Origin of the sequence: Nitrospira sp., from assembly GCA_016715825.1 — a bacterium.
Classification (GTDB): domain Bacteria; phylum Nitrospirota; class Nitrospiria; order Nitrospirales; family Nitrospiraceae; genus Nitrospira_D.
Genome location: JADJXO010000001.1, coordinates 883112 through 903082, shown reverse-complemented (window position 1 = coordinate 903082; position 19971 = coordinate 883112). Strand labels below are relative to the sequence as shown.

General features: G+C 53.5%; 24 protein-coding genes and 1 tRNA gene. 16 read left to right on the top strand and 9 right to left on the bottom strand.

All coding sequences use genetic code 11. The annotated features are described in order from the left end of the window. Positions 1 to 75: 75 nt before the first annotated feature. Together IPM58_04415 and IPM58_04410 are read right to left on the bottom strand one after the other, a co-directional pair. Entirely contained in the window at positions 76 to 843 is a 768-nt protein-coding gene (locus IPM58_04415) for a hypothetical protein (GenBank protein ID MBK9306334.1), read from the bottom strand. A 287-nt stretch (positions 844 to 1130) separates the two neighbouring features. After that, a tRNA-Leu gene (locus tag IPM58_04410) sits at positions 1131 to 1217 on the bottom strand. A 424-nt stretch (positions 1218 to 1641) separates the two neighbouring features. On the opposite strand from IPM58_04410, the gene IPM58_04405 reads away from it, so the two are divergent. From IPM58_04405 to alr, 12 genes are all read left to right on the top strand, one after another. After that, on the top strand, positions 1642 to 1923 hold the full coding sequence (locus IPM58_04405) for a Fe(2+)-trafficking protein (protein ID MBK9306333.1): 282 nt from the start codon (positions 1642 to 1644) through the stop codon (positions 1921 to 1923). Positions 1924 to 2067: 144 nt separating this feature from the next. Next, a complete protein-coding gene (locus tag IPM58_04400) occupies positions 2068 to 2523 on the top strand; it encodes a bifunctional nuclease family protein (protein MBK9306332.1) in 456 nt (151 codons plus the stop codon). Between the two features lie 9 nt (positions 2524 to 2532). Continuing rightward, positions 2533 to 3006, top strand: a complete 474-nt coding sequence (locus IPM58_04395) for a bifunctional nuclease family protein (protein ID MBK9306331.1) — start codon at positions 2533 to 2535, stop codon at positions 3004 to 3006. A gap of 48 nt (positions 3007 to 3054) precedes the next feature. Then, a complete protein-coding gene (rplM, locus tag IPM58_04390; protein ID MBK9306330.1) occupies positions 3055 to 3483 on the top strand; it encodes a 50S ribosomal protein L13 in 429 nt (142 codons plus the stop codon). A gap of 36 nt (positions 3484 to 3519) precedes the next feature. Next, positions 3520 to 3912 (top strand): 30S ribosomal protein S9, encoded by a 393-nt coding sequence (rpsI, locus tag IPM58_04385; protein MBK9306329.1) that lies wholly within the window; start codon positions 3520 to 3522, stop codon positions 3910 to 3912. Between the two features lie 97 nt (positions 3913 to 4009). After that, positions 4010 to 5080, top strand: coding sequence for an N-acetyl-gamma-glutamyl-phosphate reductase (locus tag IPM58_04380; protein MBK9306328.1), 1071 nt, complete (start codon positions 4010 to 4012; stop codon positions 5078 to 5080). A gap of 52 nt (positions 5081 to 5132) precedes the next feature. Beyond that, complete coding sequence (gene argJ / locus IPM58_04375) at positions 5133 to 6341, top strand: bifunctional glutamate N-acetyltransferase/amino-acid acetyltransferase ArgJ (protein MBK9306327.1); 1209 nt, start codon at positions 5133 to 5135, stop codon at positions 6339 to 6341. 211 nt (positions 6342 to 6552) lie between these two features. Continuing rightward, a complete protein-coding gene (gene rpsB, locus IPM58_04370; protein ID MBK9306326.1) occupies positions 6553 to 7326 on the top strand; it encodes a 30S ribosomal protein S2 in 774 nt (257 codons plus the stop codon). 63 nt (positions 7327 to 7389) lie between these two features. Next, entirely contained in the window at positions 7390 to 7986 is a 597-nt protein-coding gene (gene tsf, locus IPM58_04365) for a translation elongation factor Ts (protein ID MBK9306325.1), read from the top strand. Continuing rightward, positions 7983 to 8708 (top strand): UMP kinase, encoded by a 726-nt coding sequence (locus IPM58_04360; GenBank protein MBK9306324.1) that lies wholly within the window; start codon positions 7983 to 7985, stop codon positions 8706 to 8708. The genes tsf and IPM58_04360 overlap by 4 nt, the downstream gene beginning before the upstream one ends. 19 nt (positions 8709 to 8727) lie before the next feature. Further along, complete coding sequence (gene frr / locus IPM58_04355) at positions 8728 to 9291, top strand: ribosome recycling factor (protein MBK9306323.1); 564 nt, start codon at positions 8728 to 8730, stop codon at positions 9289 to 9291. A 29-nt stretch (positions 9292 to 9320) separates the two neighbouring features. Further along, positions 9321 to 10457 (top strand): alanine racemase, encoded by a 1137-nt coding sequence (gene alr, locus IPM58_04350; protein MBK9306322.1) that lies wholly within the window; start codon positions 9321 to 9323, stop codon positions 10455 to 10457. A 61-nt stretch (positions 10458 to 10518) separates the two neighbouring features. Here the strand turns inward: alr and IPM58_04345 are convergent, their stop codons facing one another. The 5 genes from IPM58_04345 to IPM58_04325 form a co-directional block, all read right to left on the bottom strand. Further along, entirely contained in the window at positions 10519 to 11955 is a 1437-nt protein-coding gene (locus IPM58_04345; GenBank protein MBK9306321.1) for an outer membrane protein transport protein, read from the bottom strand. 16 nt (positions 11956 to 11971) lie between these two features. After that, a complete protein-coding gene (locus IPM58_04340; protein ID MBK9306320.1) occupies positions 11972 to 14830 on the bottom strand; it encodes a response regulator in 2859 nt (952 codons plus the stop codon). Between the two features lie 351 nt (positions 14831 to 15181). Further along, positions 15182 to 15490: an MTH1187 family thiamine-binding protein gene (locus IPM58_04335; protein MBK9306319.1), complete on the bottom strand. Its 309-nt coding sequence runs from the start codon at positions 15488 to 15490 to the stop codon at positions 15182 to 15184. An 8-nt stretch (positions 15491 to 15498) separates the two neighbouring features. Next, complete coding sequence (locus IPM58_04330; protein MBK9306318.1) at positions 15499 to 16161, bottom strand: bifunctional precorrin-2 dehydrogenase/sirohydrochlorin ferrochelatase; 663 nt, start codon at positions 16159 to 16161, stop codon at positions 15499 to 15501. Positions 16162 to 16304: 143 nt separating this feature from the next. Continuing rightward, a complete protein-coding gene (locus tag IPM58_04325; GenBank protein ID MBK9306317.1) occupies positions 16305 to 16850 on the bottom strand; it encodes an HNH endonuclease in 546 nt (181 codons plus the stop codon). Positions 16851 to 17010: 160 nt separating this feature from the next. Between IPM58_04325 and IPM58_04320 the strand changes: the two genes are divergently transcribed. Next, complete coding sequence (locus IPM58_04320; protein ID MBK9306316.1) at positions 17011 to 17340, top strand: Rieske 2Fe-2S domain-containing protein; 330 nt, start codon at positions 17011 to 17013, stop codon at positions 17338 to 17340. Here the strand turns inward: IPM58_04320 and IPM58_04315 are convergent. Continuing rightward, complete coding sequence (locus IPM58_04315) at positions 17337 to 17786, bottom strand: hypothetical protein (protein MBK9306315.1); 450 nt, start codon at positions 17784 to 17786, stop codon at positions 17337 to 17339. The genes IPM58_04320 and IPM58_04315 overlap by 4 nt on opposite strands. Positions 17787 to 18011: 225 nt before the next feature. Here IPM58_04315 and IPM58_04310 point away from each other — a divergent pair, with 225 nt between their 5' ends. The 3 genes from IPM58_04310 to IPM58_04300 all read left to right on the top strand — a co-directional run bounded on the left by IPM58_04310 (position 18012) and on the right by IPM58_04300 (position 19410). Further along, a complete protein-coding gene (locus tag IPM58_04310; protein MBK9306314.1) occupies positions 18012 to 18455 on the top strand; it encodes a gamma-glutamylcyclotransferase in 444 nt (147 codons plus the stop codon). A 44-nt stretch (positions 18456 to 18499) separates the two neighbouring features. After that, positions 18500 to 18826 carry a (2Fe-2S) ferredoxin domain-containing protein gene (locus IPM58_04305; GenBank protein ID MBK9306313.1) on the top strand — a complete coding sequence of 109 codons (327 nt, stop codon included), beginning with the start codon at positions 18500 to 18502 and terminating at the stop codon, positions 18824 to 18826. Between the two features lie 71 nt (positions 18827 to 18897). Next, positions 18898 to 19410, top strand: coding sequence for a MogA/MoaB family molybdenum cofactor biosynthesis protein (locus IPM58_04300; protein MBK9306312.1), 513 nt, complete (start codon positions 18898 to 18900; stop codon positions 19408 to 19410). Positions 19411 to 19476: 66 nt separating this feature from the next. On the opposite strand, the gene IPM58_04295 is transcribed toward IPM58_04300, so the two are convergent. Next, the gene (locus IPM58_04295; GenBank protein MBK9306311.1) at positions 19477 to 19911 is read right to left on the bottom strand and encodes a CBS domain-containing protein; all 435 of its coding nucleotides are present in this window, start codon (positions 19909 to 19911) and stop codon (positions 19477 to 19479) included. Positions 19912 to 19971 lie beyond the last annotated feature (60 nt).

Genomic DNA, 19971 nt, shown 5'->3' with positions numbered 1-19971 from the left:
ACCCTGGTCGTGTCTGCAAGAAAAAAGGGGCAGCTGAGGCTGCCCCTTCACATCAACTCGAAGCGTCACGTAGTGTTAGTTAAATCCCTTTACCAGATTTGGTTTTGAGGGATCGGTTCCGTAGTCAGACGTGTTAGGGACCTTCGTTTCAGGAGTGACGGTTTTGTACCCCCAGCCTGGTTGCGGCTCGCAATTCCAGCAGGGAGCTGAGCCAGTGAATTCACCGATCGTGGTATCAACGATCCCGGTAATTTTTCCTGGCAATACGGATCCTGCCACCCCCCCTGTCATACTTCCACTGCTGGTCTCAATTGCACGCTCGGTTGAGGGATTCGGACGCTGACCTAAGCCGCCGAATCCGGCGAGTCGTTCATTGCCTCGTAGCAAGTAGACTTCTCGAAGGACCTTGCGGCCCGTGCCATACTCTTGATTGGATGAGGTGGCTTCCACGACTTGCAGCGAGATATCATCACCATTGTTCAAGACCTTGAGTTGATCCATGTTGGTCTTGTCATCGAAGTAGACGGTCTTGGAACTCATCGCACCGGCACCCGCGCGGCCTTCGTCATGGGAGCTTCCACCGCTTTCCAGCAGCATCTTCCCTGCTGGAAAATCGATCGCCAGGACACGACCGTAAATTGTCTCCGGGAGAGAGAGACGATTGAGGAATGCATTGCGATCATAAGTCTGGACACGATTGGCGCTGCCGGACACGTCACCAACGCCGGTTCCGACGCCCATCGCGGACCCACCTGATGATTGCTGGAGTCGCTCTTGAGCTACTGCAACATTCAAAGAGCCAACGCAAAGTATCGCGGCTCCTAATGCCAACACTGTACGCATGTGCTGCCTCCTTACATAAGTTGACGGCGATGTCATAAAAAGAAATCGAACGGATATGCTGACGAGAGCCTGTGCCGATATTGTAAAAGTCGAGATGCTCATACCCTATTGAGAAATATAGTAGAACCTAGGCTAATAGCGCACCGCTGTCAAGGGGGGCATTGTATCGTATCATTCAACTGAATGGCGCGCCCATACCCTAAGATGCCATCCCATTATCTTATGCCTGTTGACCCGCAGACGGGAGTCATCGATTTCCTGATCGTAGGTGCTGAACAACGGTCTCTTGGTGCCCAGAGGGAGGGTCGAACTCCCACTCTCTTGCGAGAACCGGATTTTGAGTCCGGCGCGTCTGCCAGTTCCGCCATCCGGGCACATCGCGTATTGCACAGCGGGAGTGTTTCTAACATGCTGCCGTGACAGCGTCAATCGGTACGAGGTTTATCTGGGAGGTTGTGCCCCTGGTTTGACCTCGCTAGCTAGGGAGCAAGCTAAGGGAAAAGGCGCCACCTCAGAAGGATGGCATTGCCATGATTCTTCAAGACTCGAAACAAGGACTCAAGGAAGAAGGGCTCTACTGGAATATTACTGATCTTGGAGCTGAGCAGGGTATGATCCTGGTAAAGGCCGAGTAGCGACGATCGTTCACTTATAGAAGTGATTCACGGATCTCGTCATCAGTCCTGTGTGACACACTGACCTTTTCTTCATCGGAACATCTCTGGTAGAATACCCGCCGACACGCGACAGCCTGATTTTCTAACCTGACATCAGATTGCAAAAAGGAGTTGCGTAAATATGGCCGACGTTTCTTGTGTGACATGCGGGCAGACAGGCGAAGCGATCACAACTCCCCTCTTTCTCGGCAAGCTGGAAGCCGAGGTAAAAAGTAAGGTCTGCGCAGAATGCTGGAAGAAGTGGGAAGGCATGCGGGTGATGGTCATCAATGAATACCAGGTGAATCTCGGTGATGAGAGTGGACGAGAGTTGGTTCGCAAGCAAATGAAAGCCTTTCTGAAGCTGGGCGAACAGGTCGATTCATCGAAGGTTGCAGAGAACTACCGCCCACAGAACAGCTGACCAGCGAGTTTCCTCCTAGGTTGAGTCGGGAAGTGATGCCCTGGTTTCCCCTTTCTTGTCGCGGGCTTCGTTGACTTCAACTGTTCATGAGTGCTATTCTGCATCGTTATTTTACCTGTTCTGCATGAGAACCTGAGAGGATTGATGATCACTCAGATGCAGGTGAAGGGGCTCATGTTTGACCCCTACAATAATGCGTATATTGTCATCTTGCGCGACGACGAGCAGTCGGAGATGCTGCCGATCTGGGTCGGAAAGTCTGAGGCAAGCTCGATTAGTTTGGCTTTGGAGAATGTCGCTCCTCCCCGCCCGATGACGCATGACTTCATGAAATCGTATCTAGACGCGTTTGATGCCAAGGTCATCAGCGTGGTCATCACCGATCTGAATGAGAACACGTACTTCTCTAAAATACATCTGACCTATGCGGATTCCGAATATACCGTTGACTCCCGCCCGAGTGATGCCATTGCCCTGGCGCTCCGCTCTCAGGCTCCGATTTTTGCGAGTGAATCTGTGATTCGCAAGCAAACCTCGGAGGAACTCGATCAGTGGCTGGAAAATCTGAAGCCTGAAGATTTTGGAAAAATGGATACCTAGGATACCTAGATGGAGATGCCTGCGTCACAAGAAAAGGAGTCTTTGATCCAGCTCACGGTTGATCGAGTCGTTGAAGATTCGAATACCGATACGCGGATCATTGTGCTCGCCCGGTCGGACGGTGGGGCAGAGCATTTCATGGTATGGGTCGGAGCCTCGGAAGGAGAAGCCATCAGACGTGCGGTGGATGCCGCCATTACACCACGGCCGATGAGCCACGATCTCGTCAAGAGTTTTGGTGAGCACTTCGGAATCAAAACGGAGCGTGTAGTCTTGACGGATGTCAAGGGCAGTACGTACTATGCCACGGTATTCCTGGAAAATAAGGGAGTCGGTCGAACCATCGATGCCAGACCGAGCGACGCGATCGCATTGGCTCTCCGATGTCAGGCACCCATTTATGTGACGCAGGATGTGTGGAGACGGCGGAGCGGTCAAAACCTGGATGCGTGGTTGTCCAAGTTGGAAACCAAAGAAGTCTAACCTCAATGCACGCGGGAGCGTGTGATCGATGATGTGGAGAACATGACGATGATGACGTACGTTGAAAAACCGACTCAGGTACAAGAATCCTGGCATCTGGTGGATGCGGACGGGAAAACGTTAGGCCGTTTGGCTGCACGGGTAGCGAGTGTGCTCAGGGGAAAGCATCGACCCACGTTCACCCCAAACGTCGATATGGGTGATCATGTCGTGATTGTGAATGCGGAAAAGATTCGGTTGACCGGCACGAAGATGGAGACCAAACTCTATCGGCGGCACACTGGTTATCCCGGAGGCCTGAAGACCGCGACTGCCGCACATTTGTTTCGGAAAGACCCTACTCAACTCCTCACCAAGGCGATCGAGGGGATGCTTCCTAAGACGCCGCTTGGGAATGGTATGGCACGAAAGCTTCGTGTCTATGTGGGCCCAAACCATCCCCATCAGGCTCAACGTCCGGAAACAATTTCTTTATAGTAGTACACCAGCTTCCAACAGAAGGAGACATATCGCATGGCAGTGGTGACACAGTACGCAACAGGTCGGAGAAAGTGCGCAATCGCTAGAGCTTGGGTGACGGGAACGGCTGGTGAGATTGTAGTGAATGAGAAACCGTTGGAGCAGGCGTTTCCCCGATTGACGCTCCGGCAAATCATTCAACTCCCGCTCGAAATGGCCGGCGTCATAGGGAAGTATTCGATCAGCGCCACGGTGTATGGCGGCGGCCCGACGGGACAAGCTGGAGCGCTTCGCCATGCGATCGCTCGAGCGCTCGTGACGATGACGCCCTCCACACGAGGCCCGTTGAAGAAAGAAGGATTGCTCACGCGTGATTCACGGGTGAAGGAACGTAAGAAGTACGGACAGAAGGGAGCTCGTAAGCGGTTCCAATACTCCAAGCGCTAGGTTAAGGAGTCGACGAACTCGAAAGGGAAGGCTCCAGGCCTTCCCTTTTTTGTGTCCGCAACGGGTGGTGCCGAATCGCTTTGAACGGATTTTTAGGATGGACAAGAAGTTTCGCGTTGCGATAGCAGGGGCTAGTGGATATGCCGGTGCAGAGCTTGTTCGGCTTGCTGCTGCCCACCCCCATTTCACAATCACGGCAGTCACCTCGGAAAAGTCCGCCGGGCAGCCGATCGCATCCGTCTTTCCAAGCCTCAGGGGAATGATTGAACATCGTTTCGAAGCCCTGGCACCGGATGCGTTGGCCGAGCGGGCCGACGCTGTTTTTCTGGCCCTTCCCCATACGAAATCTCAGGATCCTGTCGCGGTCTGTGTAAAGGCTGGTAAACCGGTCGTTGATCTGAGCGCGGACTATCGATTGAAGCAGATCGCTGCGTATGAAGAGTGGTATCAAACGTCGCACGCCCATCCACATCTCCTGCAGGAGGCCGTCTATGGCCTGCCGGAACTGCACAGGAATACGATTGCGAAGTCACGACTAGTCGCCTCGCCAGGCTGTTATCCAACGGCCGCCATCCTGCAATTGGCACCACTGTTTTCAAGGGGGCTTGTACAACCTGAGACCATCGTCATCGATGCAAAATCAGGTGTGTCTGGTGCCGGACGAAGTCCGGCGCTTGCCTATCATTTTCCAGAAGCGCATGAGTCGTTGGAGCCCTATAAGATCGGTCAACATCGTCATACGCCCGAAATCGAGCAGGAGTTATCAAGGCTTCATGCATTGTCGGGACTCAAGGAAAAACTCACGACAGTGATTGTGACGTTCACCCCTCATCTGGTCCCAATGAATCGGGGGATCTTGAGCACAGCGTACTGCAAGCTTGTCCGAACGATGCCGTTGCCCGATCTTCGAGATCTGTACCGAGAGTTTTACAAAGGCGAGCGGTTCGTCCGGCTGTGTGAGGATGTGGTCCCCAATCCACGCTACATCAGAGGGACGAATTACTGTGATGTCGGTGTGTACGCCGATTCGCGAGCTGGGTGGGTTGTGACGGTGGCGGCTATCGACAATCTTGTCAAGGGGGCTGCCGGACAAGCCATTCAGGCAATGAACCTTATGCTCGGGATTGCCGAAGAGACGGGCCTGACGGCACCAGCCAGTTATCCGTAAGCCTACGACCCCAGTGATCATCTCACGCAACCACACCCCAAACTGAGACATGATGGTGGGACGAAAACGTATCGGGATCACCGCACCACTGGGGTTTCAAGCCACCGGTGTTCATTGCGGAATCAAGAAATCCAAATTGCTCGATTTGGCCCTTTGTGTATCTGAAGTCAGCGGACCGATCGCAGGGGTATTTACCAAGAACTGTGTCGCGGCTGCGCCGGTGCTCCTCGATCGACGTCATCTTCGATCTCATCGTGGGCGAGCGATCATCGTGAATAGCGGAAATGCCAATGCCTGCACGGGGAAACAAGGATTAATAGATGCCGAAGCTATGGCAACGGCTGTCGCACGGCGGTTGGTTGTGCCTGTGGAACATGTCTTCGTGGGATCGACCGGCGTAATCGGTCGATCGCTGCCGGTTGAGCGTATTATCAGAGCCGTTCCGACGATGATTTCTCGTCTCAGTGTGCAGGGGGGCGATCAAGCCGCCCAGGCTATTTTGACCACCGACCTACGGCCGAAAACCGTTGCAGTGCAGGCCCAAATTGCTGGTCGCCTCGTCACCATCGGGGGGATGGCAAAGGGCTCAGGGATGATTCATCCGAACATGGCAACCATGCTAGCGTACTTGACGACCGATGCGGCGATCGCTCCATCGGCCCTTCAACGTGCGCTGAAATCCGCGACTGATCGGTCATTCAACTGCATTACCGTTGACGGTGATACCAGCACAAACGACACGGTGCTCTGCCTCGCCAATGGTCTTGCGAAGAATCGAACGATTCAACAGGGTACGCATTGCTACGGCGTTTTCGAACGTCTCTTGACCGAGGCCGCGCAAGCGTTAGCCCTCATGATCTGTCGCGATGGCGAGGGAGTGACGAAGGTCGTGAAAGTCGTAGTCGAGGGGGCCGCGACGCCGGCAGCGGCGAAACAAATTGCTGCGACTGTGGCAACTTCGAACCTATTTAAGACCGCATTGTTCGGGGAGGACGCCAATTGGGGCAGGGTCATGGCGGCTATCGGGCGATCTGGTGTGGTGATCAATCCTGATAAAATCGTGGTGCGATTCGATGACATTGTGATGGTGAAACACGGTGTGGGTACGGGACGTGATACGGAAAAGAAGATTGCCAAAATCTTCAAACAGAAAGAGTTTACTGTTGCGATCCATCTCGCACAAGGCTCAGCCCGCGCACATATGTGGACCACGGACCTTTCCTATGACTATGTCCGTATTAATGCCAGCTATCGGTCTTAGCTTAAAGAGGGGCTCCAGCTTGAAACCGAGTCGGAAACTATGGTAGCGTCGCCGGTCTATGTTTGAGAGGGGCCGACTCGTCTGCGCGAGGCTCGGCACGAACCAATACAATAACGTTCAGCGTACGATACGCTGCGTGGCTTGAGAATAAGGGAAGCGGTTCCCTCACCCAGTTACTGGGTGCTCTGCAAGCTCGAAGGGAGGTGAAGGCATGGGGGTGGTAGCGATCAAGGACTTGCTGGAAGCTGGAGTTCACTTTGGGCATCAGACAAACCGCTGGAACCCAAAGATGAAAAAGTTTTTATTCGGTGAACGAAACGGTATTTATATCATCGATCTACAACAAACCGTCGCGCGGATGGAACATACCTATGCCTTTGTCCGGGACCTTGTCGCAGCGGGAGATTCTGTATTGTTCGTCGGCACCAAACGGCAGGCAGCAGAAATCCTCGAAGAAGAAGCCAAACGGGCCAACATGTATTTTGTCAATCAGCGATGGCTGGGTGGCATGTTGACCAATTTCCAGACTATTCGACGTAGTATCGATAAGATGAAAAAGATGGAGACCACACTCCTCAATCCCAGCGAACATGGCCTCAAAAAAAAGGAAGTCCTTCTGATGCAGAAGGATATCGCGAAGCTCCAAAAGTATCTCTCAGGCATCAAGAACATGCGCAGCCTCCCAGGAGCTGTCTTTGTGCTTGATACGCGAATCGAGAAAATTGCCGTACAGGAGGCCAAGCGACTTGATATCCCGGTCATTGCCATCCTGGATAGTAACTGTGATCCTGATCATATTGCTCACCCGATTCCTGGAAACGACGACGCCATTCGTTCCATCAAATTGATCACGTCTAAGATTGCTGATGCGTGCATCGAAGGCGCGCAGCTTAAGATCCAGCGAGAGGAAGCAGAGTTCCGGTCAGCTCCTTCTGGCGGAGAAAAGAAACTTGCCATGCGGGCTGAGACCGCTCCGGTTTCCTAATTTTCTCGAGGATCGATCCGTCAAACGCTCATCGTCAATGTAACCGTGAAGGAAGAATGAACCATGGCAGGATCCAGTCAGCTTGTGAAGGAACTTCGCGAAAAAACAGGAGCCGGAATTCTCGATTGTCAGAAGGCTCTTACCGAAAACGGGAATGATGTCGAGAAGGCCGTTGATTACTTGCGCCAAAAGGGATTGGCCGCCGCGGCTAAGAAGGCCGGGCGAGAGACCAACCAAGGGTTAGTCCACTCGTACATCCACATGGGCGGAAAGATCGGGGTTCTGATCGAGGTCAATTGTGAAACCGATTTTGTGGCGCGTAACGAAGAATTCAAATCCTTCGTGAACGACCTCGCGCTTCAAGTCGCCGCCGCGAAGCCGTCGTTTGTGAAACGAGAAGATGTGCCCTCTGATGTCGCCGAGAAGGAAAAAACGATTTACGAGGGCCAGGCCAAAGAAATGGGAAAGCCTCCTGCCGCATGGCCGAAGATTGTCGAAGGCAAGCTTGAGAAGTACTACCAGGAAAATTGTTTGCTTGAACAGTCATTCATCAAAGATCCGGCCGTCACCATCAAGGACCTTGTTGCCCAAAAGGTCGCCAAGATCGGTGAGAATATGAACATCCGTCGTTTTACTCGCTACCAGTTAGGCGAAGCATGAGCACTGCGAAATACCGGCGTCTCCTATTGAAAGTCAGTGGGGAGATGTTGGCCGGAGAGCAGGGCTACGGTATTCAGCCGTCTATTCTTGAAAATCTTGCCAAGGAAATCTCCTCAGTGGTCGCGCTCGATGTACAGGTTGCGATCGTCATAGGAGGCGGGAACATCTTCCGTGGAATCGCGGCGAGTGCGGCCGGGATGGAGCGCGCTTCGGCCGACTATATGGGAATGTTGGCGACGGTACTCAATGCGCTGGCCCTCCAGAATGCACTGGAACGTGTCGGTGTCATGACGCGCGTGCAATCTGCCATTGAGATGCGCCAACTTGCGGAGGGATACATACGCCGAAGGGCGATTCGCCATCTTGAAAAGAATCGGGTGGTGATTTTTGCCGGGGGAACGGGGAATCCGTACTTTTCAACGGATACGGCCGCTGTCCTTCGAGCGATGGAGATCAGCGCGCAGGTGATTATGAAGGGGACCAAAGTCGATGGGATCTATGAAGCGGATCCTGTGACGAACCCATCGGCAAAAAAATACGACAGCATCTCCTTCCTCTCTATTCTCAATCAGAACCTGAAAGTCATGGATTCCACTGCGATCAGCTTGTGCATGGATAATAAGCTACCGCTTGTGGTATTCAACTTAAAAATCAGTGGAAATTTCAAACGTGTGGCTTTAGGTGAGTCGCTCGGAACGTTAGTGACGGCCAGCGACCGCTGACTCTCTCACGAGGTGTTTCATGTCCAATGCAGCGACGATTCGGCAGTCGTTTATCACTCACATGGATCAGGCTCTCGAGCATCTTCGGAAAGACTTGTCCGGTCTTCGAACCGGACGAGCGTCGGTTGCCCTCCTCGACGGGATTCGTGTTGACTACTATGGCACGATGACACCGCTCAAACAGGTCGCGAATGTGGCCACTCCTGAAGCGCGATTGATCACTATTCAACCATGGGAACCGAACCTCATCAAGGAGATTGAGAAGGCGATTTCCAACTCGGGTTTAGGTGTGACACCCTCGAACGACGGCAAACTCATTCGCGTTCCCCTTCCGCCTTTGACGGAAGAGCGGCGCAAGGAGTTGACCAAGATCTGTAAGAAGCATGGTGAGGAAACCAAGGTAAAAATACGGGGCTTTCGTCGTGACGCGAATGAAGAACTAAAGAAGCTTCAAAAAGACGCGAAGCTGACTGAAGACGAACTGCGGAAAGCAGAACAAGAAACTCAAAAGCTGATTGAGCAATACGGCCAGAAGATTGACGAGATCATCAAGAAAAAGGAACAAGAAATCATGGAGGTGTGAGTCCGACTTCCTGATTCTTTTTTCAGCACGTGCTGATTCCGTCTGACGTTTCCCCTACCGTAGCCACCGTTGATTTGACGGCTCTGGCCCACAATGTTCTCCAGCTCCGCCGTTTTCTCTCACCCGGCTGTAACGTCATGGCGGTCGTCAAGGCCAATGCGTATGGTCATGGGGCTGTGAAAACAGCACAGGCCTTAGTCCAGCAAGGCATCGGTCGTCTTGCCGTGTTCTCGATCGAAGAAGGAATCGTCCTCCGTCAAACCGGTATCACAACATCGATCGTGATTCTCGGGCCGGTTTTTTCACAACACGTGGAGGACCTCGTTGCTCATCGGCTTACTCCAGTGGTCAGTGATCCGGCGATCCTCACAATGCTGGGACAGTGTGCTGCTCGATACGCCTTCCCCTACCCGATTCATCTGAAGGTTGACACCGGCATGGGCCGGTTGGGGCTCACACACAGTGAGCTGGAAACCATCTTGAGGAAACACGTGATACCTCCGTCGTTGTGTCTGGAAGGCGTGATGTCTCACTTGGCCGATTCGGATGGGTTGGAGCCTGGTCCAACTGAGCAGCAGGTCACTCTGTTTGATCAGGCGCTCAAGGTCGTGCGCGAAGCGGGATTCAGCACGCCTCTGATTCATCTCGCGAACAGCGCGGGTATTGTTCGTTTCCCATCGGCTCACTACTCCTTGGTTCGGCCAGGCATTATGCTCTATGGCTATCACACGCTACCCTCTTCCGTTCGGCCTCCTGACCTCAGACCAATTCTCTCACTCACGACCAGGATTGTGCAGCTGAAGTTGATTCAACCAGGGCAAACCGTTAGTTATAATCGCACGTTCATGGCGAGACGGCCGACTAGAGTAGCCGTTCTTCCGATCGGCTACTCCAGTGGGGTCAGCCGGCGCCTGTCAAATCGAGGCCAGGTGCTCATTCGTGGACAACGGGCTACGATCGCGGGTATCGTCTGCATGGACATGATGATGGTGGATGTGACGGAAATCGAAGACATCGCTGTTGGGGATGAAGTGGTCCTGATCGGAGAACAGGGAACTGAACGAATCACGGCCCAGGACATTGCCGATTGGAGCGACACAATTTCCTATGAAGTGCTCTGCGCGATCAGCCCCAAAATTCCACGGTGCTATCGTTCTTCATCATAATGCCTCTCGGCTGTGCTGTATTCACACTCGCAAGGTCTGAGACATCTGGTGGAGGGTCTAGTTAGAAGCTCGCACGAATGGAAAACCCACCGGCGTGCAATGTGGAACTGTAGAGCCCGTTTACCGTTGCGCGGAGATCGGTATTTCCGGAAATGGTTCGCGGTTCATAGAGAAACGCTTGGTAAAAAATATCCAAACCAACGAGCGTGGTCCTAACCGACCCTATTCCAAAACTTCCACACGGGATGAGGCCCAGGAACGATCCAGTTCCTTGGCAAATCAGGCCGATGCCGGTCGAAATCACATGCAAGTCGGCGGATGGGACCCCAGGATTAAAATTGAGGTCCGGCACTTGCGCCTGCTGGTTTGTATAACCACCTCGCAGCGCGATCTCCCAGCCTGGTAGGCGATTGATTTGCAACCACCGGTACTCAGTTCCAGCCAAAATAGCGTATGTGCCTCTCCAGTTTTGTGGTTGAGGGATGACGATGCCGTTGGCTAGGTGGATGTCTAAATTCCTGACCGATTTCCAACCGACGTAATCTACGTTGAGTTCAAGTTTCCACTCGCGCGCCGCCTCTCGGATAGGCCACAGCGCCACGCCTCCGGTGATCACTTGTGGCAAGACAAAGGTTGTTGTTGCATCTTGGATTTTGATGCCGTTGGCTAGTAAGGCTCCGTCTAGATGAAGGGTGGCCTGGCTTCTGTACACGACGGCAAGATTTGCGGTCGGTTGCCCATCTTTGTTTCGAAGCGCCGTGTACAGGGCGCTGATATTGAATCCAGGGGCGGTGCCGCTGCCACTAAATTCGAGCTTGCTTCCTGCGGGTGCCAGACCGCCAGGCGAAACAGATTGCAGTTCCGCATGTCCTTCCCCGAAAAAGCTGGCAAACGTGTAGATGTCAGCGCCGGCACCAATCGAAAGATTGGGGAACAGCTGATAGGCGAATGTCGGTTTGATGTCAAAGAGGGGAAATGCCGTAAACGTGGTAATCCTGTTGAAAGGACTGGTTTCAGGCCACCTCATGACCGACCCAAAGGGAGTGGTAATTCCCACGCCGATCGTCAGTTTCTCAAGTGAGGCAAACCCGATATCGCTCAGATTCGCTGTGATATAGCCGTGGCCTGGACCAGGCCAGGCGAAAGCCCCATCGTGGTCACCGGTGACTGAAATCCCCGTCGGACTTCTAAAGTCGGAGGTTCCACCGACGAACGTGCCGCCGGCCATCGTCTGCACGCCTCGCAGTTGCGTCATCCCGGCCGGGTTGTAATGAAGAGCGGAAGGATTGTCAGCCTGTGCGGCAAAAGCGTTTCCCATTCCTGAGGCTGCCGCCCCTTGTCCATAGACCCGAGGAACTTGAGCCGATGCAGGACAGGCGGCACCGATTCCAACAAGAACAAGCAGAAAAGCGAGCGTGATCGTGCGGCGGGCTGCCGCGGCATCCTGGGAAACCCCGCATCGTGTGCGTGAGAGAAATCTAACGATGACCCGATGCATCATGATTCTCGTGACATCACGCGCCGTGAAACCAACGATCCATAGACTGCTGAAGTGCCACTGCGTCAAACGGTTTGAGTAAGTAGGCTTGAGCTCCCATCTCGATGGCTTTAACGGCAAGCTCCTGAGATCCCGACGCGGTAATCATGATGATGGGGAGCTGCTGATTGGTCTTGCGGATTCGGCGAAGCACTTCCAACCCGTCGATCTGGCCGATTCCGATATCAAGAATCAACCCATGAAACTCTTGTGACCGTAGGGCTTCTAGAGCCTGGTGACCATTGGCGGCGGAAAAGGTCTGGTACCCGCGGGCGCGGAGGCGATCGAGGAGCAGTTGTTGAATATCGGTGTCGTCATCCACCACCAAAATGCGTCGATCAATGAGAGAGGAAGCAGAAAGTGGCGTGATCTCGACCGAATGAATGGGAATCGTGAATGCTACCTCAGCGCCTCCTGCTTCATGATTGCCTGCCGTCACCTGCCCTCCTTGCAATTCAACCAAGGTTTTCACGATCGAAAGACCAAGGCCCAAGCCTTTGGGGGCGGTACGGTGGCCTTGCTGAATGCGGAAGAATGGATCAAAAATCTTGTTGAGGTGCTCGGGAGGAATGCCGGGGCCGGTGTCTCGCACAAAGACAGTGGCCGTTTGGTCGTTCCTCAGCTCACAGGCGACGGTCACGTGCCCACCCGGAGGTGTGAATTTAATGGCGTTTTGGACAAGATTCACGACGGTTTGAATCAAACGATCACGATCCGCCCACACGACGACGCTCGATCCGGGAGGACAGAACTCAAGTGTTTGCTGTTTTGCCTGAGCCAGCGGTCTCAGTTGTTCGATCACATCGGTCAGGCAGGGTTCAAGTTGCACATCGGTCTGTCGGACTTCCAATCGTCCGGTCTCGATACGGGTCCGATCGAGGAGTTCTTCAATCATCCGTACCAATCGATCTGAGTTGTCCGACATGCGCATCAGATAGCGCTGCTGTTTTTCGTTCAACGGACCGGTAAGGCCGTCCAGAAGATTTTGTATAAACCCTTTGATCGATGTCAGCGGTGTTCGTAGCTCGTGAGAGACATGGGAAAGAAATTGTGCACGCAGGTGATCGGCTCGTTCCAGCGCTTCGGTCCGTTCTTTGACTTTCAACTCAAGGCCTTCATTCCACGCCTCGATCTGTCGGTAGGCGGATGCATTATCTAACGCGATCGAAACTTGACTCGCGACCGTCTTCATCAGATCCAAATCGTCTTCGGTCACGCTTTGGTTGTGTGACCGATCGACGGTCAGCATCCCCCACACACGGCCTTTGGTCTTGATGGGGACCACGACCAAGCCTTTGGTGCGACTCAACTCCGCCAAACGTTGATTGAGTGGATGAAGTCGCTGCCGAATCGTTTCAATGTCCTTGACCAAGAGAGGCTCGCCCTGCAATACCACCACGCCTTCTGGACTTTCACGATCGGTGATTGGAATTCGACAAGATTGGGCGAATGTTTCAACTTCGGGAGGCGCGCCGATCAAACGGATGTGCTGGATGACATGTTCGAAGGGATCGAACATCGACACCATAGCACTGTTGTAGTTGAGTTCATGCGTGAGCGCTTCCAACACTTGATGGAGGAGGGCATCCTGCTCAAAGGTTGAGCTGAAGGAGAGGCCCGCCCGATGCAATGCCGTGAGTTGCGCGACTTTGCGACGGAGCTCGACACGCATCTGTTCTTGTTCGAGATACGCGTCGCGCAATTCCTCATGGCGTGATTCGACAAAAGTGATTTGCTCTTGAATCAAGGCCTCGCGTCGTTCACTCTCTCGAAGCAGTCTCCGGTTGACCATGATGCCGACAGCGAGGATCGGGCAGAGCCCAACTAACACGACCTCGCCGAAACTGACCGTTGGATTGAGTATGCCGACTCCTGCCATGAGGGCAAGCCCCAGCACGCCTCCCCACAAGAACCAGGTGAAATGCTGCTGAGTATGAACTGGAGAATCGACTCGCTTGGTCGTCGCTTTGGGAACGGCTTGCTCACTGTCGGCGCCGGTGGCGACGTCGTTGCTTGGGAAAGTGGGTCGTGCCCGGTCGATCGAGGATGTCGCTCGCCAGAATCGACTTCGATACCCCCCCTCCTCATGCCAGCGAATCGTCCATTGGCACCATTCATCATCATTGCCGATACAGGAGGTCTCTATTGTGTCGGGTTGTGAAAGGCCATGAATCCGATTGGCCATCGCGACCATGATTCCCTGTGCGGATTGGCAAACCAGACAGGCACACCGCCTCCGATAGCGCCCAAATTGACGAAGGGTCCGGTCGGTGAACCGCATGGCCACCGTCGCGGTCTCATTGGTCACTTCCAAGGTGCGAAACTCGACTGAACCCGAGGTGAATTTGTTCCCGAAGTACGGAAACATCGTGTAAATCTGGGAGAGCGAAAACGGTCGCGTCAGCGCCAGCATGATCGGAGACACCTTTTCCGCTCCAGCCTTGAAGGTAAAACGGTGGTCACCGGAGATCTGCTCGCAAAACTCGTAGAGGTAGCAGGTGAATTCGTAAGAATAGCTATTCCATGGATTTCTCAGAAAATCAGGAGTGACATGGTAGACCGGATCCCTGATTTGATCGTTCAAGAGACCACATAGGTTGTCCACCGCCTCTTTCCCGGCTGGTGTCCCGCGTTCGGATGCCACCAATTTTTCTAGAAAGACCGTCACGGCTCTGATGCTGACACCACTGAGGTCTCTGATCGTCTGTCCCTCTTCATCCAAACCAAACGGACGAAAGACCATCGCGCCTTGCTCAAGAATGGTACGATGCTTCGGGAACAATTCGACGTTCGAATGGAATTTCGCTTCGACGGCGTCAAGCGTGCTGCTGGTCATGACATCATCCCCTGAGTCAACCTATTCAGTGGACGGAATTGGGCGTGGTGCGAAGTCGGTCATGCCGACGGCTCAGAAACTGCACGTGTCACAGGAGAGTCTCTGCGCAGTTCACGTACAGGAATACCACGTATGGTCCGCGAGTATATAGACGATACCCATGCTTTTCAATACGAAGCATTCTCCCCTTGCCTCAGAGGGGGCGTATTGCTCTAAAGATGGGATGAGCTCGGTGAAATTGTACGGAGAAGCCCTGATGAGATCTGAACAAGGATCGGTGGCTGTCGCTCTGAAGCCACACGTGTTGGTCGCGTGCCATTCAGGTCTGAGGTCTGTCGAACATGGCAGCAGCTATCGTTTCACTCTTCGTTTCAGCGTCTTCTCAATGCTGGCCATCTTACTCTGAAGACGGCCGGAATGGCCTTTGCGATAGTCGACTTTGATCGTGCATGAGATACGGTTACAATCTTTTTTCATCCGCTCATAGCATGTTTGCACCACCGAGAATACCTGTTCCCAGTCCCCTTCCAAGACGGTTCCCATGGGATTCAGTCGATAGGACACTCCACTCTTATCGATAATGTCCAGCGAGCGGGCGACATACTTTCCGACACTCTCACTCTTTCCTAACGGCGACATGCTGAATTCCAGTAGAACCATCGGCGCTCCTATTGTGTATCAGTATGAGATTGTAGATCTGTCGCAGGCTGGGATCGTTTGTCCAACCAGACTTTGGGATAGTGTACACGACCGAGGAATCGAAATCCGTCTAATGCCTCGTGGAGGAGTGCGCGGCGTTTCTCGGCATCCGGTTCATCGACTTTGGCCTGTTCACGCAGCTGCCCCAGCCATTCCACAAACTCAATAAATTCCGTATCCAGGATATGTTCAAGATCCTCCTTCATGAACCCTGAAAGAGCCGGAGCCATCCCGCTTGTACTGATGGCGATGCGGACATGACCTGCGGCCACCACCGCCGGCATCGTGACACTGCTTGCCTCTGGGTAGTCGACAGACCAGAGCAGGACTCCTTTCTCTCGAGATTGAGCCAGAAGCATCTGCGCAAAATCGCGATCGCCACGAATCGTGTTGAGCATCAGAATCGCATGTTCCAGGTCTGCATCGCGAAAAAAACGACCACGATGGATGATCTTGCCTGATGCTGCGAGATGGCGCAGTGGTTCATTCAGCGTTGGACTGATGACGGTGACTCGTGCTCCAGAATCCAGGAGACGTTGGGATTTCTCCGCAGCCTCCTCATCCCCACCGATGACGACAACAGGCCAGCCTTTGACGTCTAGGACGAGCGGAAACCCAGGGTTGGCAGCCATGAACGAGACTCCCCTTTTCTCATGTTCAACAGACAGGCTCAGTATCTGAGAATGAGCGCCATCATGCAAGAGGGAATTCAGATGCCCAAGGAGAATCGTCTCGAACGAACCGTGATGGTGGATGAGACGGGAAAGGAAGAAAATTACGTCTCGGCTGAATCCGCGTCCAACTCCATGTTCCAATAGAGATAATCACGCCAGCTTTCCGGTGTATTGCGAATGCCAATCGTGATGGTAATGACGGGGCTCCAACGAGGTTTCATCGGGCGCTTCTTCAACTTCATGTTGGCTTCTTCAGGAGTCCGTCCACTTTTGCGGTTGTTGCAGCGCCAACAGGCGGTCACGATGTTCTCCCACGTCTTCTTCCCTCCCTTTGCGATCGGCACGACATGATCAAAGGTGAGTTCTTCGGTTCGAAACTTGCGATTGCAGTATTGGCAACAGTACCCATCTCGGGTAAAAATATTGATACGTGAAAACTTGACGGCGCGATGGCTGTCTTTTAACTTGACCAGTTTCAGCAGCCGCATCACAGCGGGCAGCTTGATGGACAGCGAAATCCCGTGGATTTCCCGGTCGTACACTTCCAGGACTTCAACTTTCCCTTGCCACAGGAGCGCGATCGCTTTTTGCCAATGGACGACCCGCAGAGGTTCGTAGGTCGCGTTAAGTAGGAGGGTCATTTCCATGCAGGAACCGCATCCCCGAGAGGGGCCTCCATAGCAATCACGGAGTGTTTCCGCAGGGTTGGACTATCAATTGATAATTCTATGCCATAAGGTAGCGTTGAAATCAAGCAACCACGCCTTCCGGCGCTGTTTCTAGCAAACCAATGGAGACGTCACGACCATGAATGATTTCGTTAGAGTCGCCCGCAGGCACGAAATTCCGCCCGGCACTGGACGCACCGTCGCGGTCGACGGAATCTGGATCGCTCTCTTTAACGTGGACGGACTATTTTATGCGATCGATAACAGTTGCCCTCATGCGGGTGGTCCGCTCGGAGAAGGCAATTTGTGCGAAAGGGTGGTCGAATGTCCCTGGCACGGATGGAAATTCGACGTGACCTCCGGGGAACGAGTGGGAAATCCTAATTTCCAGGTGACGTGTTGCGAGGTGCGTGTTCAAGGGGACGACATTCAGATCGCCATTCCACCATCTCTACGAGAGCCGGTTTAGCTTGTCGAGAGACCGGGTGGTATGGGTGAAGCGGGAGATTCGGGATCTGGCGCTTTCGGAGTGACTCCATCTGCCGGCAACGAGGCGGCGTTAACTTTCTTGAGTTCAAGGTGGGCATGCCATATGAATTCCCGCTCGAACCACTGCCCCCGGACCCCTTGGTCACGAAGCTGGATACGAATTTCAAAAATATCTCCCTCGACATGTTTCACTCGCCATGCTCCCAGACGGACTCCCTGCCCTCGTGCTTTCATCGCACGGACATGCTCTTCCATGGCCTGCCCGATCGTCGGATATCCGATCGCCGGGTGATTTTTCACCAAGGCTAACGCTTCGGCTTCCTGCGGCTCAGGTAATGGGGCTCCAGATGGCAAAGTCGTCCACGCATAGTAGAGCGCACCCAAGATAACAACACACACAACCGCGTAGTGGATGATGCGATTCATGAAAGGTCTTGGGAGTGTCTCGTGCTCGCCATGCAGGATGTGGTTGTACGTCAGGCCCGATCTCCGTATGGACGTCTGGCATCTTAGGAAGGCTGGGACGCCATGTCAATGTCGCGGGCAGGCGTTCCCGATAAGCGAGAGGTCTGGTGCTTGTCTGGTGAAAAGGCGGTGTGTTACAAGTAGCCACACATGAATGTGGTGGTCGGTTACAGCTGAGTCAAATGCATGAAGTTCTTTTTGTACGGCGATCTTCTTAATACCTCGCAACTCACACGACGAGCCCCGGAACATCGGTTCCTGCACCTGGCGACCTTGGCCGACCACACGGTAAAGTTTTGCCGATGGTCGTCACAGTGGCGGTGTGGGCTCGCCAGTGTCGTCCACTCGGTGGGTGAAAAGACCTGGGGTGGCGTGTTTGAACTGACGGATGAAGACGTCGCGATCATGGATCAGTTCGAACAGGATGTGCCCCAGGGAGCCTATCGCCATCTGCAAGTCACCGTCTCGACCGAGGGTGGAGAAAAGGAACTGGTGACCACCTATGCGGCAAAGCCAATCGGCAAGTTCAAACCCAAAGACCACTATTTGGATTGGGTATTGAAGGGCCTCAAACAGTGGAAGTTTCCGGAGGAAGTCATTCAACAATGGGAGTCGTATAGACCACGATAGACAGATCGTGGAAACGGTTACGTACCAAATTTATTGAGGAGACTATGCCAAAACCTAAGTATCATATACTCGTGTGCACAAATTCCCGCCCTCCTGGACATCCCAAGCCGTCATGTGGATCGGCTGGCGCTTCCCAGTTGCTCATGGCTTTTAATATGGGGTTGATGCAACGTGCTGTTCCACCCGGAGAAGTATTGGTCAGTGCCACAGGATGTCTTGGGCCATGCGAGCAAGGTCCCACGGTCGTGGTGTATCCGGACAACACATGGTATTCTAAAGTCACGGAAACCGACGTCGCCACGATTCTCGATGAACATGTGGCGAAGGGAACACCAGCTGCTCAATTAAATCCTGATGCTGTATGGAAATAGGAACTACGATCCGTCTGTTGATCGACGGTGAGGCATGACGGTCAATCACTAACCGACATTTCCATCCCAACATGACAACACCAACTCATCAAGAACACAAAAGCCATGCACCGGCCTCAATCGGGTGCATGATCATCACCTGCAGCGATACCCGCACGCCCGACAGTGATGCCAGTGGTCAGCTGATTCAGAAGCTTCTCAGAGAGCAAGGCCACAGCGTCGTCAGTTATCATGTGGTGAAGGACGAACCTGGGCAGATCTTATTTCAAATCACCCTCGGTACCGCCAACGACGCGATTCGGGCGGTCATCGTCAATGGTGGAACCGGCATTTCCAGGCGAGATTCTACGTTTGAGGCGATCGACGGATTATTGGAAAAGCGGCTCAGCGGATTTGGAGAAATCTTTCGCCTCTTGACCTATCAGGAGATTGGGTCGTCTGCCATTATGAGTCGAGCAACAGCGGGTATCGTGAAGGACCGCGTCGTATTCTCTATTCCAGGTTCAGAAAATGCCGTCCGCCTCGCCATGCAGAAGCTCATTCTCCCCGAGCTTGGGCATCTGGTCGGAGAACTCACCAAGTAAGTGATCGCCACCTACTGCAGTGAGTGTTGGGTTCCCCAACCGCAGCACTCACTGCCATGGTCTTGTCTAATCTTGTGAGATCTTTGGCTCAGAGTACCCCATCTCATCAGAAATCTTCGATTGGGCATACCGTTTATAGAAGGACAAGAGGTCACGAACAGACACCACGCCTGTGATGTCGCCGTTCTTTGTCACGCCGAGATGACGCACGCCCAGATCGGCCATCATGTCCTGTGCGTCATCGACGCTCTGGTTCCCCTCAATAGTGCAGATCGGTGCGGTCATGATCTTTTCAACGGTCAGTTTCCCCAGCGGTTTACCGGTTGCCACGGCTTGCCGCACAATGTCCGTGTCGGTCACGATGCCGACCATCTTCCGACCCTTCTTCACGAAGAGCGAGCCGACTCGCGCTTGGCGCATGGTCTTGGCCGCGCTGGCAATCGAGGTCTTGGGACCGATCGACTTGGGACGTTTTGTCGCAATCTGTGCCACGGTAGGCATTGCTTCCTCCTTATGAGTTGAAATGAATTCCTCAGAAGAACGCCGGCCTCGCTCTGACTA